21 protein-coding genes and 1 pseudogene are annotated in these 22376 nt (G+C 47.4%); 17 read left to right on the top strand and 5 right to left on the bottom strand.

The annotated features are described in order from the left end of the window. The first annotated feature begins 134 nt into the window (after window positions 1-134). Window positions 135-497 carry a sigma-70 family RNA polymerase sigma factor gene (locus tag L696_RS0104345; RefSeq protein WP_025682546.1) on the top strand — a complete coding sequence of 121 codons (363 nt, stop codon included), beginning with the start codon at window positions 135-137 and terminating at the stop codon, window positions 495-497. Window positions 498-520: 23 nt separating this feature from the next. Further along, window positions 521-643 carry a hypothetical protein gene (locus L696_RS31750; RefSeq protein WP_245233286.1) on the top strand — a complete coding sequence of 41 codons (123 nt, stop codon included), beginning with the start codon at window positions 521-523 and terminating at the stop codon, window positions 641-643. A 102-nt stretch (window positions 644-745) separates the two neighbouring features. On the opposite strand, the gene L696_RS0104335 is transcribed toward L696_RS31750, so the two are convergent. Next, window positions 746-1615 carry a helix-turn-helix domain-containing protein gene (locus L696_RS0104335; RefSeq protein WP_025682545.1) on the bottom strand — a complete coding sequence of 290 codons (870 nt, stop codon included), beginning with the start codon at window positions 1613-1615 and terminating at the stop codon, window positions 746-748. A 114-nt stretch (window positions 1616-1729) separates the two neighbouring features. Here L696_RS0104335 and L696_RS0104330 point away from each other — a divergent pair, with 114 nt between their 5' ends. Next, entirely contained in the window at window positions 1730-3385 is a 1656-nt protein-coding gene (locus L696_RS0104330) for a glycoside hydrolase family 13 protein (protein WP_025682544.1), read from the top strand. A 1-nt stretch (window position 3386) separates the two neighbouring features. Beyond that, window positions 3387-4811, top strand: coding sequence for a sucrose-specific PTS transporter subunit IIBC (locus tag L696_RS0104325; protein WP_025682543.1), 1425 nt, complete (start codon window positions 3387-3389; stop codon window positions 4809-4811). A gap of 324 nt (window positions 4812-5135) precedes the next feature. Here the strand turns inward: L696_RS0104325 and L696_RS0104320 are convergent, their stop codons facing one another. Further along, the gene (locus L696_RS0104320; protein ID WP_025682542.1) at window positions 5136-6710 is read right to left on the bottom strand and encodes an esterase/lipase family protein; all 1575 of its coding nucleotides are present in this window, start codon (window positions 6708-6710) and stop codon (window positions 5136-5138) included. 194 nt (window positions 6711-6904) lie between these two features. Here L696_RS0104320 and L696_RS0104315 point away from each other — a divergent pair, with 194 nt between their 5' ends. After that, window positions 6905-7843 (top strand): YhcN/YlaJ family sporulation lipoprotein, encoded by a 939-nt coding sequence (locus L696_RS0104315; protein ID WP_025682541.1) that lies wholly within the window; start codon window positions 6905-6907, stop codon window positions 7841-7843. Window positions 7844-7943: 100 nt separating this feature from the next. Here L696_RS0104315 and nagA read toward each other — a convergent pair whose 3' ends face one another. The 3 genes from nagA to L696_RS0104300 are packed head-to-tail and all read right to left on the bottom strand — an operon-like array spanning window position 7944 to window position 10758. Next, window positions 7944-9164, bottom strand: coding sequence for an N-acetylglucosamine-6-phosphate deacetylase (gene nagA, locus L696_RS0104310; RefSeq protein ID WP_025682540.1), 1221 nt, complete (start codon window positions 9162-9164; stop codon window positions 7944-7946). Next, window positions 9161-9889 (bottom strand): glucosamine-6-phosphate deaminase, encoded by a 729-nt coding sequence (nagB, locus tag L696_RS0104305; protein ID WP_025682539.1) that lies wholly within the window; start codon window positions 9887-9889, stop codon window positions 9161-9163. The genes nagA and nagB overlap by 4 nt, the downstream gene beginning before the upstream one ends. A gap of 2 nt (window positions 9890-9891) precedes the next feature. Next, on the bottom strand, window positions 9892-10758 hold the full coding sequence (locus L696_RS0104300) for a MurR/RpiR family transcriptional regulator (RefSeq protein WP_025682538.1): 867 nt from the start codon (window positions 10756-10758) through the stop codon (window positions 9892-9894). A 518-nt stretch (window positions 10759-11276) separates the two neighbouring features. On the opposite strand from L696_RS0104300, the gene L696_RS0104295 reads away from it, so the two are divergent. The 12 genes and pseudogenes from L696_RS0104295 to L696_RS28245 all read left to right on the top strand — a co-directional run. Next, window positions 11277-11555, top strand: coding sequence for a phosphopantetheine-binding protein (locus L696_RS0104295; protein ID WP_014277736.1), 279 nt, complete (start codon window positions 11277-11279; stop codon window positions 11553-11555). A 49-nt stretch (window positions 11556-11604) separates the two neighbouring features. Beyond that, complete coding sequence (locus L696_RS0104290) at window positions 11605-12798, top strand: radical SAM/SPASM domain-containing protein (RefSeq protein WP_025682537.1); 1194 nt, start codon at window positions 11605-11607, stop codon at window positions 12796-12798. A gap of 53 nt (window positions 12799-12851) precedes the next feature. Further along, complete coding sequence (locus L696_RS0104285) at window positions 12852-14228, top strand: preATP grasp domain-containing protein (protein ID WP_025682536.1); 1377 nt, start codon at window positions 12852-12854, stop codon at window positions 14226-14228. A 17-nt stretch (window positions 14229-14245) separates the two neighbouring features. Then, window positions 14246-14491 (top strand): acyl carrier protein, encoded by a 246-nt coding sequence (locus L696_RS0104280; protein ID WP_025682535.1) that lies wholly within the window; start codon window positions 14246-14248, stop codon window positions 14489-14491. Beyond that, the gene (locus tag L696_RS0104275) at window positions 14484-15614 is read left to right on the top strand and encodes a hypothetical protein (protein WP_049827267.1); all 1131 of its coding nucleotides are present in this window, start codon (window positions 14484-14486) and stop codon (window positions 15612-15614) included. Before L696_RS0104280 ends, L696_RS0104275 begins: the two co-directional genes overlap by 8 nt. Before the next feature lie 82 nt (window positions 15615-15696). Next, on the top strand, window positions 15697-16689 hold the full coding sequence (locus L696_RS0104270; RefSeq protein WP_025682533.1) for an ABC transporter ATP-binding protein: 993 nt from the start codon (window positions 15697-15699) through the stop codon (window positions 16687-16689). Beyond that, window positions 16679-17485: an ABC transporter permease gene (locus L696_RS0104265; protein WP_025682532.1), complete on the top strand. Its 807-nt coding sequence runs from the start codon at window positions 16679-16681 to the stop codon at window positions 17483-17485. The genes L696_RS0104270 and L696_RS0104265 overlap by 11 nt, the downstream gene beginning before the upstream one ends. 1 nt (window position 17486) lies before the next feature. Beyond that, complete coding sequence (locus tag L696_RS0104260) at window positions 17487-18299, top strand: ABC transporter permease (protein WP_025682531.1); 813 nt, start codon at window positions 17487-17489, stop codon at window positions 18297-18299. A gap of 50 nt (window positions 18300-18349) precedes the next feature. Continuing rightward, window positions 18350-19885, top strand: a complete 1536-nt coding sequence (locus L696_RS0104255) for a hypothetical protein (protein WP_025682530.1) — start codon at window positions 18350-18352, stop codon at window positions 19883-19885. Window positions 19886-19902: 17 nt separating this feature from the next. Continuing rightward, window positions 19903-21075, top strand: coding sequence for a UDP-glucuronosyltransferase (locus L696_RS0104250; protein WP_245233285.1), 1173 nt, complete (start codon window positions 19903-19905; stop codon window positions 21073-21075). Continuing rightward, window positions 21072-22118: a Gfo/Idh/MocA family protein gene (locus L696_RS0104245; RefSeq protein ID WP_025682528.1), complete on the top strand. Its 1047-nt coding sequence runs from the start codon at window positions 21072-21074 to the stop codon at window positions 22116-22118. The genes L696_RS0104250 and L696_RS0104245 overlap by 4 nt, the downstream gene beginning before the upstream one ends. Window positions 22119-22146: 28 nt before the next feature. Then, window positions 22147-22376, top strand: a pseudogene (locus L696_RS28245) (type III PLP-dependent enzyme); the annotation flags it as partial.

The raw sequence follows: 22376 nt of genomic DNA, 5'->3' as shown, positions 1-22376 counted from the left end.
GTATACAACCGGATCAAAAAATAGTATAATAAATAAGAACAAATGTTCTGTTTTGGTTGTAAAATGTGTTCTCAAATTACCCTATAATATGAGGATTTCGAAAAGCCAAATCCAAAGAGAAAGGGTGGTTTATGATGAATAAATCTCAGCTAACATTGGTTGAACAATATCGTAAAAAGCTGTACCGCATTGCATGGAGAATTCAGTATCGTGCCCGGGTACAAACCAATCATGAATTTGTCATGGAAAAGAACGAAGCCGTCGCTACTCCATCTTTTACAGACTCTGCAAACTCTAAAATGTACATTCTACAGCTCATTAACTCTCTACCATCTGAGATCGGAAAAGCCATCATCTTTGACCTTTACATACTAGACAAAACCGAAGCACAGATTGCAAGAGAGCTGAAGCTATCCCAACAGGCGGTGAATAAATGGAAAAAGAAAATGCTGAATCAATTATCTCAGATGCTGAGTTCATCAAACTGCTCCAATTAGCACGAGGCGGAGATCAGGAAGCTATGAGCAGGATACTTCATTTGTTCAAGGAAGATATTCAGAAAACCAGCCGGTATATCCGCATGTCCCGTGAGGATGCCGTTCAAAGTATTGTGACTGATTTTATAGAAGAACTGCGGCAATGAAAATCATTATTTTACACGAGGGTTGTTCTTTTTAATGAAATTAATGTTAAATATTTCTATAATAAAAATAATCCTCAACAAGAATGATTCTTATGGAGAATATTATTCAGAATGATAAAACAATTTTCTATAATTTGCGGGTGAATGGCGTTTGTATTCCTTAAATTTTCGTATAAAATAACTGAAGTTTTCGAATCCAACCATTAAGGCAATATCTAATATTTTTAGATCTTTGTTTTTTAGCAGTGCGGCAGCTTTTTCGCATCGGAATACATTAATATAGGTAACGGGTGTTTTGCCGATTGCAGTTTGGAAATATTTGGAAAAGTAATTTTTATTCATGTTTAAAATGGAGGCCAATTCTTCAAGTGATATTTTGCGATCATAATTGTTTTCAATATAGGTAATGACTTTTTTAATTTTTTCTTGTTTCCCGTTGATGTCGGCTTGTTTTCTTAAAAAGAGCTGCTTTCTCAGTAGAACTTCAATAATTTGAAAAAGGTTAATTTTAATGCTTAACGATGAGAGGGCATCTTCCATGTTTTTTAAAGAGATAATATGGATTAAACGATCCTTTATATATTCTTTCACCTCATCGTCCAAATCTGTGATGGAAGGAAATTGTAACTGCCCGCTTATTAAAGGTTTTAATATGGTATTTTGACATGTATCAGGATACTCAAAGTTTAACAATTGCGGTAGAAATACAATAGCGTGATGAATAGAAGATCCTGTTCCAGTCACTTGATGCAGATCCCCGGAGTTAATAAAAATAAAATTTCCTTTAGTTATCTTTACAGTCTCTGAGTTAACGGTGACTTCCATGATTCCATCCTCGACATAAATAAATTCCAATTCTTCATGCCAATGAAATCCTACATAATATTCGGTTCTTCTAAATTTACTATACACATGTAACGGAAAAAGCGGTGTACCATGAATAGAGTTTTCTTTTAACGATAATTTTACCATAATAAATCCCCTCAAAATGAGAATAGTGTTATTAAAATTCGGAAATGTGCAAGAAGTAAGCTATTGATTTGATTATACTGAATACGATTTCAGAATACAAAAGGGGAGCAATAGATGTTAGATAAACAAAGAAAATGGTGGCATAAAAGTGTGATTTACCAGGTTTATCCGCGCAGTTTTTATGATACTAATGGTGATGGGATTGGTGATATCAAAGGAATTATTCAAAAAATAGATTATATAAAGGATTTAGGTGCTGATGTAATCTGGTTAAGCCCTGTCTATCAATCTCCTAATGTGGATAATGGCTATGATATTAGTGATTATTATTCCATTTTACCTGAATTTGGAACCATGGAAGATATGGATAAACTGTTACTTGAAAGCCAGAAACGAGAAATGAGAATTATTATAGATTTAGTTGTAAATCATACTTCAGATCAGCATAAATGGTTTCAGGAGGCTAAAAAATCCAAAAATAATCCGTATCGGGATTATTATATTTGGCGCGATCCGGTTGATGGCCGTGAGCCAAATGAACTTAAATCTAATTTTGGTGGCTCGGCATGGGAATTTGATGAACATACTAACCAATATTATTTACACTTTTATAGCAAAGAACAGCCAGATTTAAATTGGGGAAATAAACAGATGCGACAAAGTATATGGAACATGATGAATTTTTGGATAAATAAAGGTATCGGTGGGTTTCGGATGGATGTTATTGACTTGATCGGCAAGGAACCTGACAAACTTATAAAGGAAAATGGCCCAAAATTACATGAGTATTTGCAGGAAATGAACAAATTTACTTTCGGAGGTAAAGATTTGCTAACGGTTGGGGAGACATGGGGGGCTACAACGGCAAACGGCAAACTATACTCTGATCCCAAGCGTAATGAATTAAGTATGATATTTCAATTCGAACATATGCAATTGGACAAAATGAAAGGTAAACAACGATGGGACTTGAAAAAGCTCGATTTAAGAGAATTAAAGCAGGTTTTGAGTAAATGGCAGTATGCACTTGATAAGGAAGGCTGGAACAGCTTGTTTTGGAATAATCACGATTTGCCTCGAATTGTGTCAAGATGGGGAAATGACCGTGAGTACAGAGTCCAATCTGCAAAAATGTTAGCCACATTATTACATGGTATGAAAGGAACACCCTATATTTACCAAGGGGAAGAAATCGGTATGACAAATGCTACATTCGATTCTGTTGAAGATTATTTAGATATTGAAACACAAAATATTTATAGGGAGAGAATAGAAGCTGGATTTAAAAAAGAGGAAATTATGAAGGCTTTTTATATGAAAGCAAGAGATAATGCAAGAACTCCAATGCAATGGTCTGCGGATAAAAATGCAGGATTTACTACCGGGTCTCCTTGGATGAAATTGAATTCAAATTATACTCAGATTAATGTAGAAAGCGCTATCAAAGATTCGAATTCGATTTTTTATTATTATCAGAAGCTGATTCATATCAGAAAAAACAATGAAAACCTGATATATGGTACGTATTGTCTCCTTGATCCGGAAGATGAAAGCATTTATGCGTATGAACGAATTTTTGAGGATAAAAAGCTTTTAATTGTATGTAATTTTTACGATCAGGAAAGAAGTTTCAAATTTCCAGTAAGCAGCAAAGACAAGGTGCAAATTTTAATTAGTAATTATGATGATTCCAGCTTAAATGTACAAAACCTTCAACTACGACCTTATGAAGCAATGATATACGAGATCATCGAAGGAGAGGCTAAATGAAATGAGCAATAATAAAATAGATAAGACAGCTAAGCAGGTTTTAGATGCTATTGGAGGACCGGACAACATCATAAGCGCGGCTCACTGTGCAACTCGTCTTCGTTTAGTGCTAAAGGATGAGTCTATTGCGAAAACAGAAGAACTTTCAGAAATTGAACTTGTGAAAGGACAATTTAGCAATTCAGGTCAGTATCAGATTATTTTAGGTGCAGGTACAGTAAACGAAGTTTATAACTCATTTATTAAATATGCAGATATTAAGGAGTCTACCAAAGAAGAACTTAAAAAAGAAGCAGATCATAAAATGAATCCGCTTCAAAAACTTGTGAAGCTATTGTCTGATATTTTTGTTCCGATTATTCCTGCTCTTGTAGCGGCAGGCTTGCTTATGGGGATCAATAATGTATTGACCTCTAAAGGACTGTTTTTTACAGGCAAGTCTTTAATGGATGTATACCCGAATATTACTGATTTTTCTAACATGATTAATATATTTGCTAACGCTGCATTCGTATTTTTACCCATTTTAATAGGGTTTTCAGCGACCAAAAAATTTGGTGGGAATCCTTATCTAGGGGCCGTAATGGGAATGATCATGGTGCATCCTGATCTCCTCAACGCATATGGCTATGGTGATGCAATTCTCAATAACAAAGTCCCTGTGTGGCATATTTTTGGATTAACTATTGAAAAAGTCGGATATCAAGGCACTGTTTTTCCTGTATTAGCGGCATCATTTATTCTGTCGTGGATCGAGAGAAAATTAAGAAAAATTATTCCATCTGTACTTGATAATTTACTAACACCATTACTAACTGTTTTCCTCACAAGTTTTCTTACATTTACAATTGTCGGTGGAATAATGAGAGCAGCAGGGAATCTTTTAGCAGACGGCATGGTCTGGCTATATGATGTACTCGGATTCTTTGGTGGTGGTATTTTTGGATTTATTATAGCTCCTTTGACATTGACAGGAATGCATCACAGCCTTCTTCCTATTGATATTCAACTCATTGCTGGAGGAGGGTCTTTCTTACTTGCACTCGTATCCTGCAACAATGTCGCACAAAGCGGAGCAACTTTTGCTGCTATGTTTCTTACCAAAGATAAGAAAATGAAAAGCGTGGCGGTGTCTTCGGGAATATCTGCACTGTTAGGAATTACAGAGCCTGCAATGTTTGGTGTGAACTTGAAAATGAAATTTCCGTTCTATGCTGCAATGGTAGGTTCGGCATGTGGATGTACTTATGCGGCATTTAAACATATATTAAATGTAGCCCCTGGACCTGCAGGAATTATTGGATTTGTAAGTATTGAAGCTGGTAATGTTATTAACTTTTTGATTGCTGTAACGATTTCATTTATTGCAGGTTTTTTAATGACTTTAGTGATGTCAAATTCAAAAAAATTAAATAAGAGCTTCTAATTTTAACAGTTACCAGCGCATATATACAGCCAACTACGGGGTTATTAAACGATCCGAATGGCTTTTCTTATTACAATGGAGGAAGGCTGTAGAGATTTTTTGCACCAGGAGGAAAAACTTTTTTCAATACTATGAAGTGGGATTATTAATAGAAATTTGATCGGAAAAGGGGCCAAAAGGACCTCAAATTCCACAGTCAAGCGGGAGATGAGGTCCTTATTTGCAACCAAATTCAAGATAAAATGGAGCTGACAAAATCGAAAATTGACTTTTGGGACAGCCCCTTTTCGTACTCATACATCCATCCACAAATGGAAAAACTAATTAATCAACATACTTATTCCCGTCAGCATCAATATAAATGGATTGAACAGCTGTGCGGCGATACGGATATCCTGCCTCTGTGGTGCCGTTAATTTCATAGGTTACGGAATAGATGCCGGGCTTGTCCGCTTTGGACAGCTCGATTTGTCCGGTGGGATTAACGGTTTTTTGCTGTATCGTAAGACCCTTGGTTGCAGAAGTAACTCCTTGCTGCGGATCACCGTAATATTGCACCTGATAGGTGACTTGCGTAACGCTGTCAGGGGAATTCTGTGGCTCCAGATTCAGCTTCGGACCTACAGCATTCAGATGATATTTCAGTTCAGGAACCTGAGCAGCTTGATAGCGGGCAATCAGGAGATAGGCCCCTTCATCCGGAATCATGGCGTTCAACTTATACATGCCCGGTTTTGGATTTGTAATAACTGCACTATGATGCCAGGCACCAGCAAAAATTTCGTCATCATAACCTGCTTTCAGACTAACAATTTCGCTAGTACCGTCCGGCTTGGTCAGCTCGAGTTTACTCACACGTTTATCGCTGATCCAGTCCAGCTTAATGGATTGAACCCCATTTTCAACGGTAAGGGTTTCTGAGGCTTTACCGTTATAGTCGCCGCCTCGGATAAAGTGGGAATTGTCGATATCGCTATAGGTGGATTGTAATGCAGAGGCAGTCAAGGAAGATGCTGAAAGTGCCTCAGATTCCTGATTCAATGCTGGAGTATTCGCTTGGAGGTAAGGTTGAATCAGGGAGAAGACGTAAGATCCGGTACGGACTTTGGCATGATCCCAGGGTCCGACTTTAACTACACGTCCACCGGGAAGCTTGGCATTGTCGACTGTGACTAGTCCATCATTCTTGCCAAAGGATGAGAGGTAAAGTCCGCCCAGTATGTAGGAAGCGCTGCCGTCAGACCAGTTATCACCAGCAAACGTGAAGAATGGGATTGTAGTTGCGTTGCTGAGTGCATCGGTCTTGGATCGGTAATACTTCATATAAGAGGTTTGTAAAGTAGAGGTGCCGGGATTTTGTGAGCCAATAATATCTGCCAGCCACCCGGCCCAGCTACTGTATGCGAGATCTGCAAGTTGTGAGCCATGATGGGGACTGCTGAGGGTGATCACACGTTGTACATAGGGAGCGGCTCCGTTATATACAAGAGCGGTTTGAGTATCCACTCCACCTTTGCTGTGGGCAATGATGATGAGTTTTTTTCCAAAGTGATTACTAATGACCTTAATTTTGTCGGCTAGAAGCTTTCCATTGTCCCACATATCCTGTGATGTGCCATTTGCATCGTACAGATTAACGGTGGCCGTCTGGTATCCGGCGTCACGTGCGCGCTGAAGCATGTCGTTATTATTCTTCCAGACTTCCGCGCTGCTGTTCAAACCATGTACAAATAATAGTGCGGGCTTGGCAGGATCAAGGCGATTAGGTGGTGGGCCTTCTGCCCAGCTTCCTCCAGGATCTTTCGGGGGTTGGGGTGTAGTGGAGCCTGCAAAAGCGCCGACGGGGACAAGAGTGACGGATAACAAAAAAATGAGCATCAAAACGGTGATCTTTTTCAAACTTGAAATCCTCCTTTTGTAAAATAAAGTATTTTTCAAGCTTATTATACATGCCATCTCGTGGTAAAAGATCAATTGTATTTCATATTTACATTAAAATTTTATTTTTTAGTCATTTTTTAGTCAGCATAGCCCTGAGAATCATAGCGCATCCTATTCACGTCACACATTTTATATGTATGGAGGATGAGTTCATGCCAGTAACTAAGAAGGTCATCAGTTTTACGATTTCTGCTGCTTTACTCGCCAGCATGGCTGCTTTGACTGGATGTGGGGAAGCAGATAACCGTAACGTCCGCACGAACAATACCCGTTACAATGCACAGAACACACGGATGGATGGTGTGAACCGTTTCGGGGTCAAGTCCAATGGTATGGACGGAATGCGGCTGAATGAAAATGTTAACGAAAATGCTAACGAAAATGGAAACCGTGTCGGTAATCTGCGTGTAGATCGTTCCCTATCCAATCGCATATCTGAGCTGCCAGATGTAAAATCAGCGACGGTACTGGTTGGTGAACGTAATGCCTATGTAGCGGTTTCCTTGAATGATCAAGGAAACGGAACAGGTGTCGGTACTCCGAGCGTCAACGGTACTGAGCGTAACAGGAATGTACCGAGTGTGAATGGTGTTAATGGAACTAGAGGGAACCGTACTACAGATACTACAACGCCGGGAATGACTGACAATGGTGTTACCGGGAATGGAACACCTGCGCGTCGTGATGATGGTTTGTTCGGTACGATGGGTACAGGCTCGTACGGTATGTTGCGTGGCTTGACGGACAACAATGGTACAGATAACACTAATACCACAATCGAGGGAGCAAGAACTGCATACGAACCAAGTGATGAAGTCAAGAGCCGTATTGCTAACAAAGTTAAGCAATTTGCACCTTCGATTGAACAGGTGTATGTATCGGCTAACCCGGACTTTATCAAACAAACCACTGACTTTTCGCGCAGTGTGCAAAATGGTCGTCCGATCAGAGGCTTGAGCAATGAAATGGTGGATGTGATTGAACGTGTATTCCCGACCTCTGCGGCAGATACAAACCGTCCAACAGAAGGATCAACAACGGCACCAACTCGTCCACAAAATCATACCCCTGCACCTCTGAATCATCGCTAATTCACCACATATGTGTGTAATGCCAAAAAAAGAGCTATCCATCTCGGCGGATGACCGCCGGGGGATAGCTTTTTGGTTTAGGGGTAATCATAATACTGAATTATCTTCGCACTCCTTTGATCCACACGCCTTGCAGCTTTAAGTCTGCATCCAGTAAGAGGATGTCTGCTTGTTTACCTGCTTTAAGCGAACCTGTCCGATGCGCAATGTTCAGGGACTTAGCGGGATTCAGGCTGGCTGCTTGTGATGCCTCGGGAATAGTCAGACCCACATGACGAACCAGATATCGGAAGCCTTCAATCATTGTTAGCGTGCTTCCTGCCAGAGTGACGCCATCCTCCAGCCGTGCCACGCCGCCCTGCACGATTACTGGTAAATCGCCGAGTGTGTAATGTCCGTCCTCCAGCCCGGTGGCAGACATCGCATCGGTAATCAGAATGAGATTGTGCTCCTGTTTCAGCTTGGCGAGCAGGGAGACAGCAGCGGGATGCACGTGGATACCGTCCGCAATAACTTCCGCTTCAATGCGCGGATCAGCAAGCACAGCTCCTGCGGCTCCCGGCTTGCGGTGATGCAGCGGAGTCATGGCATTGAACGCATGCACCGCATGGTTCAGGCCCGCCGCCGCTGCGCGCTCCACTTCTTCATACGTGGCATCCGTATGACCGAGAGCCGCAGTAATGTCATGGTTGCGCAGCCATGCAATCAGCTCCAGTGCGCCTTCCCGTTCGGGCGCAAGCGTCAACTGGCGGACAAGGCCCGGATAGCGCTGCTCCCATTCCTTCGCCCAGGCCAGATTCGGCGGTTGAATGTGCTCCGGGTTTTGTGCTCCTGGCCAGTTCGGGCTAATGAACGGCCCTTCCAAATGTACGCCCTCCAGTTGTGCATAGGGCATAGGCTGTGCCATGTAGGCGTGAACCTCACTTAGCACCCGGTCGATTCGATCCTTGGGTGCGGTCATCGTAGTAGCCAGCATTGCGGTCGTTCCGTGGGAGCTGTGAAAAGAGGTAATCGTATCCAGAACCTGCGGATCGGCGTCCATAAAGTCCTCTCCGTTACCGCCGTGAACATGAATATCAATAAAGCCTGGCAGCAGGTAGCCGTCTTCCAATCGCACGATGCTTGCCCCCACCGCTGCATCATCATCCTGATTTTCCACTACTACTGCAATTAGATCAGCAGGCAAATCATCCTCTGTACCAGCATATACGATGGATTGTCCCTCAATAGCGACAACCCCTTTTTCAATCATGTGATCTTCAATGACGACTTGTCCATACAGCAGTTGGGTTAGACCACCATTCGTTTCATCCGAGTTCAATTTAACCAGCCTCCCGCTTCCTGATCCAGTAAAATCAGCACGTTGGGATGACATTGCAGCAGGGAAGCCGGGCATTCTGTGGTTACAGGTCCGGTGAAAGCCTGCTTTACAATGTCTGCCTTATCCGCGCCAAAAGCGACCAGTACAATTTGCTTTGCCTTCAAAATCGTGCCTACCCCCATCGTGACTGCTTGCTTGGGTACAGCATCTATACTACCAAAAAATCGGGCATTCGCTGCGCGCGTTCCCTCTTCCAAATCTACCACATGTGTGATTCCCGTCAGGCTGTGCCCGGGTTCATTAAAGCCAATATGGCCGTTGTGACCAATGCCGAGCAATTGGAGATCCACGGGTCCGTGATCCAGAATTGCCTGCTCGTGGGCCGCACATTCTGCTGCCAGATTGGCCGCAATACCGTCAGGTACGCGTGTATGGGCAAGAGGAATGTCGATATGCTGAAACAAGTGCTCATTCATAAAGCTGCGGTAGCTCTGCGGATGTTCCGGGGGAAGACCAACGTATTCATCGAGATTCACGGAGTAGGCTCGTGCAAAGCTCACCTGTCCCTTACGGTACATTTCTGCAAGATGACGGTAAATGCCGATAGGTGTACTTCCGGTAGCGAGCCCAAGCATGGCCTGCGGCTTGTTCAGCAGTAAGCTGGTGATCACAGCGGCAGCAGTAGCATTCAGGTCTTCACGGCTGTTCAAAATACGTATGTTCATCTTCAGTGGCCCCCTGGTTGTTTTTTGAGCTTGCTTACTTGTTGATACGAACCTTCCAATCTCGGAATATATTTGTCAAAATCCGCGCTGACCATACCTGTAAACAGGATATCTATGATATGAAGCTGGGCAATGCGGGACGCCATATCTCCACGCCGCATCCCTTCTTCCAGCGAGGAGGAAAATAGCGCAATATCCGCAATACCTGCCAGCGTGTTATTGCCGAAGGAGGTCAGGGACAATGTTCTGGCCCCCTGTTCCTGTGCACAGCGCAGAGCCGCGATGGTTTCCTGTGTTTCCCCTGAATAGGAGATGGCAAAGGCGACATCTCCCGGCCCGAGCGAGGAGGCAGAGGTAATCTGCATATGCGAGTCCGCGAAGGCGGTACTATTTTTGCCAATTCGAATGAGCTTCTGGTAAAAATCCTGCGCCACAATCGAGGAGGTCGCCATGCCGTACAGATCAATGCGGCTTGTGGCGGACAGCCATGCAATCGCCTGCTCCAGCTTGCCGAAATCCAGCAATCGGGTCGTATCCGCAATGGAAGCGGTATGATTCGCCTCAATAGCTTCCACGATACGAGAGAGCGAATTTCCGGCGACGATGTCCTGATAGGAGGCTTCACCGTCACTGTTCGAACGGGGCAGCTCGGCGGCCAGCTTCATTTTGAAATCAGGATAGCCTTTAAAATGCAGTGATTTGCAAAACCGCGTGACGGTCGCCGGACTCACGCCACAACGCTCCGACAGCTCCCGAATGCCCAGATACAGCACGTCTCCCGGAGCTTGCAGAATGGATTCCGCCAGCTTGCGCTCTTGCACGGGAAGCTGCTCCAATCTGTGGGTTAAGGTATGAAGAATGGGGGACATGAGCAGCGCTCCTTTGGCTATAGAATATTCCAAGTGAAAATAATTATCGTAAAAATAAAATATATAAAGAAAAATATTTTCATTATTATTGTAAAATAATCCTGTCTCACATGCAAGCAGATGGAAGCAAGATGTGAGCTATATAAGTCGAACTCGAAAAATGAACATCAAAACGGAGTAGGCGGAATGGTGCTGTACAAGCGCAGCGGTGGCGATGGGAAGCATCATCCGACTGCGTAGTGGCACCAGAGGTAACTTTTAAGTTTGGATTATATAAAATAATGAATAATAATGAATAATAATGAATAAAAATGAATAAATAAGGTAGCGAAAATTGTCGAAATCACCATACATTAATTTACATAATGTAAGATATATTTACAAAACAACCTATTGACTTGTCTCTTCAATGGAGGAGTATAATTGAATAAAGTTCCAATGTAGGAATTTTCCAAGGAGCTTTGCAGATAGCATTGTCGGGCGGAACGAATAGGATCATTCACAAGGAGGAGTTTGCTATGCAAAGCCAAGTGATTGAAATGATCAGCGCGGTCAAGGAAGATCCTGAGCTGGTCGGTAAGCTGGATGGACATTCGGACATTATTCATGATGCAGGACTGGATTCGTTGCAGCTGGTTCATTTCATGCTGCAAGTGGAGGATGCGTTTGACGTAGAAATTGATTTTGATTCCTTTGAGCTGGAGCATTTGAGCTCGGTAGATGCGTTTTGCAGCTACATTCAGGGGATTAGCGATGCGGAAAAAGCGCCGCACCCGGAGGGAATGGAGACGGTCTGACGTACAGCTTGGTACATGTGCCTGAAAATCCATTAAACGAGGTGTTAGCATGCAGCCCAAAAGCAATGTGCTGATTGATGAGAAGGCGTTCAAGCTCATCAAGCGCAACCTGAAAAACGCTTCTGTATCTTACCGTAACGCAACACAGGACCCTGCTTTCAAAACGGACATGCCCCAGACGATTGGCATTAAGCTGACCAACCGCTGCAACCTGAGATGTACGCACTGCTTTGAATGGAACGAGGAAGGCTATCATCATCAAATGGATAAAGAAGAGCAAAACATGGATCTTGCCCCGGATATGCTTCGGCAAATTTTGAGCGAGACCAAGGAGGCCAAGTCCCGGCTGTATATGTGGGGCGGAGAGCCGATGTTTCATCGGCGTTTTGACGAAATTTTGGACGTGCTGGCCGAAGATCGGCGCGAAATGACCTTTTGTACCAATGGACTGCTCATTGATAAATACTTGGACCGGATTTTGGATTTATCTGAAAATCTGGAGCTGTTAATAGCGATTGAAGGCTTTGAAAGAGAACATGATCTGATTCGCGGTAAAGGCACCTTTCAAAAAACGATGCGGCAGATGGATAAGCTGATTGAACTGCGTGACCAGGGATTGTACAAGGGACGGGTGACCGTCCATGCCGTCATTAACGATAACATGATCGGACGGATGTACGAATTTCTGCAAATGCTGGAGGACAAGAGGCTGGATCTGGTGCTGTTGACGTTCCCCTGGTACATTTCCAAAGAAACCTCCCTCAAAATGGATGAATATTTTACACGTAACTTCTCTTGGCTTCGACAATTGGAGGAAAAAAATATTAGTAGCTGGCATGCTTTCAAATATAAAATCAACCCGGATAATATCGACCCTCTCATGCAGGAGCTACAGCGGATTAATGAGCGGGTGTGGAACATTCGCGTGCGCTATCAGCCTGGTCTGGACTATGAGGAAATCGACAAATTTATACATGGTGAGGAAATGGTCAGCCTTTGCTCCAATCATTGCTTGGCACTCACTTCCAGAACGGATATTTTGCCGGATGGAAAGGTCATGCCTTGCAAATTTTTCAGTGAATTTACGATTGGAAGCTTGCGTGACCACAGTCTGAAGGAGATATGGAATTCGGATGCATATGAGAAAACCCGTCAAAAGATCAATCATGAAGGCTTGACGCCGGTGTGCTCCAAATGCAGCGTGTTGTATCTGCACGGGACAGGCTCTCTGAAATATATTTAGTTTTCTATGGATGCTGTTTGTGACTGGATGGAAGAGAGGGATGATGACAGGACGTGACAACCAAAACCGTTAACCTTGTGGAAGCGCTTGCTCATGAACGGGATCATGGGGTCCTGATTTGGCTGTTTAATATCGGCGCAGAGCAAGTGTGGCATCCATCCCCCCGTAAGGGGGGCATGGTAGACCGTGATGAACAACAGGTTGTAAACCGGATGGAAGAAATGAATCTTCTGTTGTGTCGAAGTCAGGATGTGATCGTGCTGCGGGAACAGCCGGATCAGGCTTTTCTGGACATGCTTCAGCGGTTGGGCTTTAGCCTGCCGCGTATTGAGGTACCGGAGCCTTCTGATCCGTTAACGCCGATTTCGGAGCTGCTGCTGGCGGACGAGGCACTTTTGGCACGGCTGCGTGTGGTTGCGGAAGCAGGCCACGGTAGTAACGGAGCCAAAGCGTGGCTTGTTCCATATGCGGTTACCCCGCAGGAGGAAGCGATTGCGGAGCGCTGTGGACTGGAGCTGATCGGGGCTCCGTCCTCAGTCAGCGCCCGGGTGAATGATAAAATATTCAGCCGCCTGACTGCGCAAAAGCTCGGTTTTGCCGTCAGCGAGGGGGCTGTATGTGCAGACGAAGCGGCGATCCGCAGGGAGTGTGGCAGACTGGCCGACTTGTCGGACGGGCCTGTGAAGCTGATCATCAAGCAGCCGCATGGTGCATCGGGACAAGGCATGTATATGCTGGACGAGCTGTCCAAGCTGGATACGCTGTTGAGTGTGATGAAACGCTTCGGCGGCTCATCGCCTTCTTCTGGAGGCTGGCTGGTGGAGCGCTGGCATAACAAGCAGATGGATCTGAACTACCAGCTCTGTATTGACGAGGGCGGTGGGGTGACGATGTTTTCGCTGAAAAGGCAAAACGTGGACGGCACTGTGTACACCGGGTCCCGAGTTCCGGCTGAGCTTGGCGATGCGCTGGAGGAAGAAGTGAGACGCTGTGCCTGCCAGTTGGGAACGTATCTGTATTCCATCGGTTATACGGGCATGGCTTCCATTGACGGTTTTGTCGATGAAGGAGGATTGCTGGTTCCGGTGATCGAGATTAACGGCAGATTTACCTTGTCTACCTATATTTCGTTCCTGTCTTCGGTATTGGGAGAGCAGCATAAAACGCTGTCCCGCTACTACCGCAACGTTACCGCCACACCGCTGACCTACAGCCGCTTGTGCGGCTTGCTCGCAGAGGAAGGCTTACTCTACACGCCCGAACGCCCCGAAGGGGTGTTTGTTTATACGGCAGGTACGTTGTCCGGTACTCCGGTGAAGCGGGGCTATGTGAATCGGATTTTTACGCTTATTATGGCAGACAGCTGGCAGGAAGCCGAAGCCTATGCGCACAGGCTGGAAGGTGTCATTGCGGGATTGGGAAGCTCATAAATCGGGAGGAATTTAGGATGAAAACAGATGTGTACCACGTAGTACCCTTGCTGGAAAAGGTATTGAAGCTGGCTCCGGGCGAACTGGAACAGTTGACTCCGGAGCAGGATTTGCGAACCTTGGGGCTGAATTCCCTATCCGCTGTTGAATTGATTGTAGAGCTGGAAAATGAGCTGGATATCACGATGGAGGACGACGATCTGGTGCTGGAGCATCTTTCTACACTTCAAGGCATCGAACGTCTGCTGGGCAAATATGCATAAGGGGGCGGCAGAGATCAGGCCTGTGCAGGTATCCGGCATGGAGGATGCTCATGACTCCGTTGTCGACTACGCTGCTGAAGAAGTTATAGATGCTCCTCCAGGGAAGCACTGTGTATATTCATCCCTGCGCACCTCGTTGCGGCGGTATGGCGTGAACATGGCGGAATCTGAATTGTTCATGCTATGCGGCAGTATGTGCGCGGAATATAGCGGAGATTTGAAGCGCTTCGGTCCCGAGAAATATCCGGAGCAGCTTCAGGAAATGGCAGCCAGCGGCGGTCCGGTGATTCGGGTGGAGCCGTGGATTGTTGGTGTAAGCGATGAAAGCGATCTGCTGCGGGCGCTGACATCAGGCTACGGTACGATGCTGCACACATCGAGTACCGCTTTAACCTACCACGATGTGTATGTGAAAAATTATCCAAGAGGACATGTCATTGAGCTGGCTGGACTGGACTTGCAGGAGCGAACAGCACAGGTAAATGACAGCTTCCTGCTGGATTCTTCGGGACATGCCATGACTTACGTCGGTTCGGCCCGGCTCGACGATCTGATGCAGGGCATTATTGAATATGCCTGGCTGGTGGAACAGCCCGCGCCCCTTTCGCCAGACGAACTGCATGCGGCGTGTGCATACCATATTCGTCAATATGTAACTGGACATGAAGCGGTCTGGAGAGGTGTACCTTCGTCCAATGACCCGGGAAATAAAGCCGGAAATGTCGCAGTTGGCAAACAGGTCAAGCGGGGAGATGAGGGCTACCGGGCCTTTGTAGAGGATTTCCGCCTGCTGACAGACATGGGGGATGCGGACTTCCGTACGTACTGCCATGAAATCTATTACAATCTGCGTTTGGGTAGCGCCCTTCATCTGACCGATTACACGGCGGATTATTGCATGCTGCATGAAGCCACATTGGGACCGCGAGCGCAGTCTGTGGTGGAATTGGCGCAATCATTGCATGCGGAGTGGCATAAGCTCAATCTGCATATTTACAAAACAGGTCTTCAACTGCGCAAGCATCGGATGCCTGACATTACCGAACGCGCCCTCAGGTTGATTGACAAACAGCGGCATATGCTGGAGGAATTGATGATTTTAGCCGAGCAAACAGCCGAGTAGCTCAGGCATAACGTATCAGGCAAATCGTATCAGGAATACTCAACAAGGTGTCACGGACAGATGAAAGAGGAGGGAGAATTGAATGCCGTCCATTACATTGAATCAATTGTCGAAAACGTTTACGTACTATAAAAAGGAGCCGGGCGTGCGCAAGTCATTACAAAACCTGTTCAGGCGGGAAAAGCTGACCAAGGAGGCCGTGCGGGATATCAGCTTCACCATTGAGGAAGGAGAAATCGTCGGATTTCTTGGCCCGAACGGGGCGGGCAAAACAACGACGCTCAAAATGCTGTCCGGCATTCTCCATCCCACTGACGGGGAGGCATCGGTACTCGGCTTTACCCCGTGGAAGCGACAAAAAGAGTTTAAACGTCAGTTTTCCATCGTGATGGGACAGAAAAACCAGCTTTGGTGGGATTTGCCTGCAAGCGAGTCGTTCGAGCTGAACAAGCTTATCTATGAAATAGATGGAAATCGTTATAAAGAGGCGCTGGATGAGCTGGTCACCCTGCTTGGGGTAGAGGAGCAGCTTCATGTGCAGGTTCGGCGGCTATCTCTCGGCGAGCGTATGAAAATGGAACTGATCGCCGCGCTTCTGCACCGTCCACGGGTCATTTTGCTGGATGAGCCGACCATTGGACTGGATCTGGTTTCCCAAAGGAGGATTCGCGAGTTTTTCAAAGCCTATAACCGCACACACCGGACGACCATTCTGCTGACAAGCCACTACATGAAGGATATTGAGGATTTGTGCAGCAGATCCATCATTATCAGCGGGGGCAGATTGGTGTATGACGGGGATTTAAACAAGGTGAATGAGGTGATCGGCGCCCGCAAGCTGCTCAAGGTTCGACTGGAGACCCCTGTGCCTAACCTGACGTTGGTGGGACTTGGCAAGCTGCGCTCGAACTCGGAGCTGGAGGCGGTATTTGAGCTGGATGCAGAAGATACTCTAACCTGGTCCAAAAAGATTTTGGATGCGCTGCCTGTTGTTGATTTTACGATTGAGGACGTCCCGTTGGAAGAGGGGATAGCCAATTTGTACGATGGAGGCAGGCTGGCCGATGCGAAATAATAAATACATGAAGGTGCTCCAGCTTGGCATGCAAAACGAAATGGAATACCGGGCCAATTACTGGCTCCAGATGGCGGGATTTATACTACCGATCATGACACAAATTTTTCTCTGGCTCGCAGTATTCGGCTCATCGGGACAGGCAAGGGTGCTGGGCTACTCTTTGTCGGAAATGCTGGTGTATGTAGTCATGGCAGGGGTAACCGGGAAGCTGATCGCCACGGGGTTTGAATACGAAATTGCTACAGACATCAAGGAAGGCGGACTGGCCAAATTCATGGTGCAGCCTGTACATTATTTTGCTTACCGTTTTTGTCGGTTTATTGGAGGCAAGGCGATACAGTCCGCAGTAGTGCTGCTGGCGGCTGCGATTCTACTGCTGTGCCTTAGCCTGGAAGGACAAATCAGCTTCGGGCTGTCGTATATCCTGCTCTACATATTGGCGTTGCCGGGGGCGCTGGTGCTCAATTTTGTGGTCTATTACGCGCTGAGCGGCATAGCCTTTTGGGTGACGGAATCGGCGGGACTGTTTTACACGCTGTCGCTCGTCATTTATGTAGCTAGTGGCACGGTGTTTCCGTTGACGATTTTTGGAGACGTTTTGGCCCGCATGTTCAGTTTGCTACCGTTCAGCTACACCGTATTTTTTCCGGTGAACGTATTAACGGGCAAACTGACCATGCTGGAAGCCGCTGAAGGCATTGGCGTGCAATGGCTCTGGATTGTAGTGCTAGCGGCCGTATCGCGCCGGGTGTGGCAAGCCGGGGTCAAACGCTTTGTCTCGGTAGGAGGTTAACATGAAAAATGTTTGCCGAAACGTTGGACGTTATATCCGGCTGTACTGGAAGTTCGTCCAGTTTTCCGTCATGTCGCAGATGGAATACCGCATTAATTTCATTACTGCTTTTCTGGTCGAAACCGCTTATTTGCTCATCAAGCTGCTGTACGCCTCCGTTCCGTACCGGGCCGGAACGGATATTAATGGCTGGTCTCCTGACGCGGTGCTGTTATATATTGGCGTATTTACGATGATGAGCGGCTTTTACAGCGGCTTGTTCTACAGTAATTTTACAAGTCTGCCCGATAAAATCCGTACCGGTTCACTGGACGTGCTTATGACCAAGCCGGTGTCCCTGCAATTTATGGTGACGCTGCGGCAATTTGAGCTGGGCTACACCGTTCCAAACGTAGTCGGCGGTGGAATCATGACGGGCATTGGCTGGGTTCGGCTCGGTCTGCCGTTCAACTTTGAGACGGTCGGGGGCTTTTCTGTGCTGCTCGGTTGCGGAGTGTTGACGGCCTATTCCGTGTTTCTGCTGCCCCAACTGCTGGCCTTCTGGATCATCCGCACGAACGGGGTAACGGAGCTGTCCAACAGCATTTTCGAAACGAACTATGTGCCGATGGCGGTGTATAGTAACCTGATTCAACGTATCGGCCTGTTCGTGCTTCCGGTGTTTGTGATTTGTAATTTTCCACCGATGTTTATTCTGGGCAAAATGGAACCCGGCTTGATCATTTGGGCATTCCTCGCCCCGATCTGGCTACTGGCGGTGATCCGCTTTATATGGCAGTTTGCCTTGCGTGATTATACGAGTGCAAGCCAGTAGCGCTACCGTACTAGCAGGCTAATTACGAAGCAGGAAAGGAAGCGAATCATATGAATGCGATACCAAACCAGCGTCATTTGTATATGGGAACGTTCGAAGCGGAGGTGTACTGGCGGGATGCCCAGTTAGCTTCCCTGCCCGCCATTCCTGACCGGGCTTCTTCTGCGATTGTAGCAGGTATGGATGAGCTTCTGTTCAGCTTTTGTCAGCCGGGAGACGCGTTGTTGACCCGCTATGCGATTTCGCCTGTGCATCGTCAGTATATTGCGCAGTTGGGTTTTCGCCCGGCTGTGAATGAACGGGATTTGACTGACGGAACGGAGCAGGCCGGGAATGTGTCGGCGGCTTCCGTTTTTGAGCTGCTGGGCAGTCGCAGGGCCGATACCAGTACGGGGTTTCCGCAACTGGAGGGATGTGTGCTTAGCCCGTTTGCGGGTTTGCCTCATGTCGAGGAGGCTGCACGCGCCTGGGGGATTACGCTGCATCAGCCGCCGCTGGAAACGATCCGCAAGGTGAATGCCAAAACCTATTCTTCCGATTTAAAACGCAGTCTCGGTCTGTGCCATCCCGGCTATATTGTGACTTCGTTTGCGGATGTAGCTGAGACGGGACGCAAGCTGCTGCGGGATGGAAGCTTTTTAATCAAGGATGATTTTGGTGTATCGGGCAAAGGAAACCTGCACATTACCTCAACACAGATGCTGGACCGGATTGTATCGTATTTACGTGGACAGGAACGAAAAGGCAAACGGGTACTGTTCCTTCTGGAGCCTTTTCTGGAGAAGGAGCAGGATTTTTCATGCCAATTTACGATTGGTGATAACGGAAGTGTCGATATTCTGTCTGTGCAGTGGCTGGCTAACACCCAATTTGCCTATCGGGAATCATTATCGCCGGATAAGGCTTTTATGGAACGGCTGGAGCGCGAGGGCTATTTTAGCTTAATGCAGGATGTAGGGAAGCAGTTGTATCAGGACGGTTATTACGGCGACGTCTGCATTGACTCGATGACACTCCGTGGCGGGAAGCTGGAGCCTATTATCGAAATTAACGCCCGTAAATCCATGAGTCTGATCAAGCACCAATTGGACACCTTTTTGGCTGGAAAAAATATGCGTGGCACGCTGACGAATTATTCACTGTCCCATGATGGCAGTCTGTCCTATGAAGAATTGCTGGAAGGCCTGGAATGTGAAGGATTGCTGTTCACAGGTGAAAGTGAAGAAGGCGTGATGCCGCTGGGTGCCAATACGCTGTATGTGAACACGGGTGGACGAGATGGCGAAAACAGGAATGCAGGTCATAAAAGCACCCCAAGCAGAAAAACAACGGAGCGCGGGGGCAGATCGTCTGCCAAGCAGGTTCGCGTTAGCGGCATTGGCAGTGGTGACAGCCTGACTGTGTCTGGCGGACCGGAGGGCGTAGCTGATTTTCAGGGTAAAGAAGAGGCAACTGGAGGTGAGCGGACGCGAGGGAAAGGTCGTCTTTATTTGGAACTGGTTGCCGCGGGTGAAGAGGAAAAAATGCGTCTGACTTCGAAACTGGAGCATTTTTTGGCGGAGCATCATTTTACAGTGCTGAATTAAACGGGAGGCGTATGAGCATGAGCGAGAGTATGCATAAGGGTATGCACGAAAGTATGCTGATAACGATTTTGTGTTCCGGTTTCGGATTGGGCTTTTATACTCCCGGATTGCTGATGCAAGCGGGTCTTCGCAGGCTGGGCGTGGAGACGGCGATTCATGTATTTGAAAATGTGCTGCCCGAGTCGGCCCGTCTCAAGGTGGACAAAAGCCGCAAAGCGTACCATGACAATTTCGCTGTAGCCTTAATGTCACAGAAGGTTCCGCAGGATATGCGCAATTCGCTTGATCTCGCCGCCCTGGAAGTATTGCTGACCCGATGGATGGAGGAGGATCGGCGGCATTTTATATGCTTGTCCGGCCATTGGATGTATGTACTGGAGGAGTATCGCAAGCGCAGGGAACCGGGATCGATACATGTGGACATTGTGTATATGGATTCCACGCCTTCTCCTTCGTGGAAAAATCTTGCCAAGCATAACCCGCACTTTGCCGATGGGTGTGGAGAAACGACATTTTTTGAAAATGACCAAAATAGAATCAGCCACTATATTGATGTCCCGGCTGTGGAGCATGTTCCATTTGAAGCACGGCAATCCCGCTTATTTGTGCATGGCGGCGGTTGGGGCATGGGCACGTACCGTGACAAGGTTGGACGGCTGAAAGAGACGGGCTGGGCACTGGATTTGCTGCTGTATGATCAGGATCAGCCGGATGAACAGCGGGACGGTATACGTTATTTCCGAATGGACCCGCAGTGGAGAACATGGCAACGGAATGAAGCCGGGGAGCATACATTTCCGCCTTTCGGTGAGGTGAAGGCTGGCGAGGAGACGTTGTATGAGGTCGGGGCGGATTACCATGGCATGCTGGATCAGGCATGTCATGTCCAGGCCATTGTGAGCAAGCCTGGCGGGGGCAGTCTGACAGATTCGTTCGCCACAGCCACTCCACTCATTATGCTGGAGCCGTTCGGTGTACATGAGATGCATAATGCGGATCTGTGGGAACGGCTGGGACTGGGGATACGGTATGATACGTGGATGCAAATTTATGGCGGCAGCGCTGAGATTCTGGAGGACATGCATCGGAGGATCGTGGAGTTGCGAAGTCAGACACCACGATATGTGGAGGTATATGTGAGGAACACTCAGGTGCGGGCAAGCTCAATGGGATTGGAGAAAGGGTCATGAACGCCGCAGCAGCGGCGCAAGAGCCTGCAGTACGGGATATCCGCTTTGGCCTCATTGGCTGTTCAGCCATTGCACCTCGCGCGCTGCTGGAGCCAATTCGGCACGTTGCCGGGGCCCGTGTAACCGCGCTTGCGAACCGGACCGTTGCCAAGGCAGGAGATCTGGCGGACCATTTCGGCGTTAGTGTCGTTTATCGGCATGCCAAGGATCTTTTGAACGACCCGGAGATTGACGCCGTGTATATTGCGCTGAGTAATGATCTGCACGCCGAGTGGATCGGTAAAGCATTACAGGCTCACAAGCATGTGCTTGTAGAGAAGCCGTTATGTCTGAATCCGGCGGAGCTGGCTCCCCTGGAAGCGGCAGTCGGGCAGAGCAGCGCTCACCTGCTGGAAGGAGTCATGGTGCAGCATCATCCCTGGCAGCGCGAGCTGCGCAATATCGTGGATTCCGGTCGCTATGGTCGTTTGCGCTCCATAGCGACCAGCCTGTGCATTCCCGCAAAGGACGGGCATGTGGAGAATTACAGATCCCGACCGGAGCAGGGCGGGGGATGCTTTTGGGATCTGGGCGTGTATTGGCTCCAGCTTCTTCAGGCAGTCGCTGGACTGGAGCAGGCGGAGTTCCGCAGTCAATCAGATTTCGACGGTCCTAACGGCTGTGACTGGACATTTCGTGCACAGGCCCGTTATCCGGGGGGACTGGAGGCATCCGCCCTCTTTTCATTCGAGCGGCCATACCGCTGCGCTCATGTATTAACCTTTGATTCGGCGGTAGTTACTTTGCAGGACTGCTTTCGGGCGAATCTGGGCTTTTATAAAATAACGCTCAAGACGGAAATAACGAAGGATACAATGGCAGACTCCAAAATTAAAACCGTTTTCGAGCCGATGAACTATTACGTCAATCAGTTGGATGCGTTCTGCAACATCATCCGGGGAGTCGCGGAGCCGATTCCGTTCCACGAGGCCGCCGAGCGCGTCAGATTGCTGGCAGCTATTCATGAGGCCGCCCGTTCAGGCCAGACGATCTATGCTGTATAGGAAAAAGAAGAGGGGGGAGATTCAGCAGATGGATAAAAAGGACGAAGCCTTGCTGGAACGCTTCGGCGAGCATCCGACGCCATTTTATTATTACGATGGCGACGCGCTGCATGCTCATGTCAGCTCGCTGCTAACCCGGCTGCACCCGGCTGTGCGTGTGCATTACGCACTCAAGGCCAATGGCAACGTAGCCTTGGCGGGATTGCTTCGCACGTTAGGCTGCGGCGTCGAAATCGCTTCGGCCGGGGAAATGTTCGT

This window comes from Paenibacillus maysiensis (genome assembly GCF_000520815.1).
GTDB lineage: Bacteria > Bacillota > Bacilli > Paenibacillales > Paenibacillaceae > Paenibacillus > Paenibacillus maysiensis.
Note: the sequence above shows the minus strand (reverse complement) of the source record. Positions and strands in the feature narration are given on the sequence as shown.

Excerpts from the sequence above, each read along its gene's own strand:
- L696_RS0104335 (WP_025682545.1), bottom strand. The coding sequence starts at position 1,615 with ATGGTAAAATTATCGTTAAAAGAAAACTCTATTCATGGTACACCGCTT.
- L696_RS0104250 (WP_245233285.1), top strand. The coding sequence starts at position 19,903 with ATGAGCGAGAGTATGCATAAGGGTATGCACGAAAGTATGCTGATAACG.
- L696_RS0104315 (WP_025682541.1), top strand. The coding sequence starts at position 6,905 with ATGCCAGTAACTAAGAAGGTCATCAGTTTTACGATTTCTGCTGCTTTA.
- L696_RS0104255 (WP_025682530.1), top strand. The coding sequence starts at position 18,350 with ATGAATGCGATACCAAACCAGCGTCATTTGTATATGGGAACGTTCGAA.
- L696_RS0104330 (WP_025682544.1), top strand. The coding sequence starts at position 1,730 with ATGTTAGATAAACAAAGAAAATGGTGGCATAAAAGTGTGATTTACCAG.
- nagB (WP_025682539.1), bottom strand. The coding sequence starts at position 9,889 with ATGAACATACGTATTTTGAACAGCCGTGAAGACCTGAATGCTACTGCT.
- L696_RS0104275 (WP_049827267.1), top strand. The coding sequence starts at position 14,484 with ATGCATAAGGGGGCGGCAGAGATCAGGCCTGTGCAGGTATCCGGCATG.
- L696_RS0104325 (WP_025682543.1), top strand. The coding sequence starts at position 3,387 with ATGAGCAATAATAAAATAGATAAGACAGCTAAGCAGGTTTTAGATGCT.
- L696_RS0104300 (WP_025682538.1), bottom strand. The coding sequence starts at position 10,758 with ATGTCCCCCATTCTTCATACCTTAACCCACAGATTGGAGCAGCTTCCC.
- L696_RS0104280 (WP_025682535.1), top strand. The coding sequence starts at position 14,246 with ATGAAAACAGATGTGTACCACGTAGTACCCTTGCTGGAAAAGGTATTG.
- L696_RS31750 (WP_245233286.1), top strand. The coding sequence starts at position 521 with ATGAGCAGGATACTTCATTTGTTCAAGGAAGATATTCAGAAAACCAGC.
- L696_RS0104245 (WP_025682528.1), top strand. The coding sequence starts at position 21,072 with ATGAACGCCGCAGCAGCGGCGCAAGAGCCTGCAGTACGGGATATCCGC.
- L696_RS0104345 (WP_025682546.1), top strand. The coding sequence starts at position 135 with ATGAATAAATCTCAGCTAACATTGGTTGAACAATATCGTAAAAAGCTG.
- L696_RS0104260 (WP_025682531.1), top strand. The coding sequence starts at position 17,487 with ATGAAAAATGTTTGCCGAAACGTTGGACGTTATATCCGGCTGTACTGG.
- L696_RS0104295 (WP_014277736.1), top strand. The coding sequence starts at position 11,277 with ATGCAAAGCCAAGTGATTGAAATGATCAGCGCGGTCAAGGAAGATCCT.
- L696_RS0104290 (WP_025682537.1), top strand. The coding sequence starts at position 11,605 with ATGCAGCCCAAAAGCAATGTGCTGATTGATGAGAAGGCGTTCAAGCTC.
- L696_RS0104270 (WP_025682533.1), top strand. The coding sequence starts at position 15,697 with ATGCCGTCCATTACATTGAATCAATTGTCGAAAACGTTTACGTACTAT.
- L696_RS0104265 (WP_025682532.1), top strand. The coding sequence starts at position 16,679 with ATGCGAAATAATAAATACATGAAGGTGCTCCAGCTTGGCATGCAAAAC.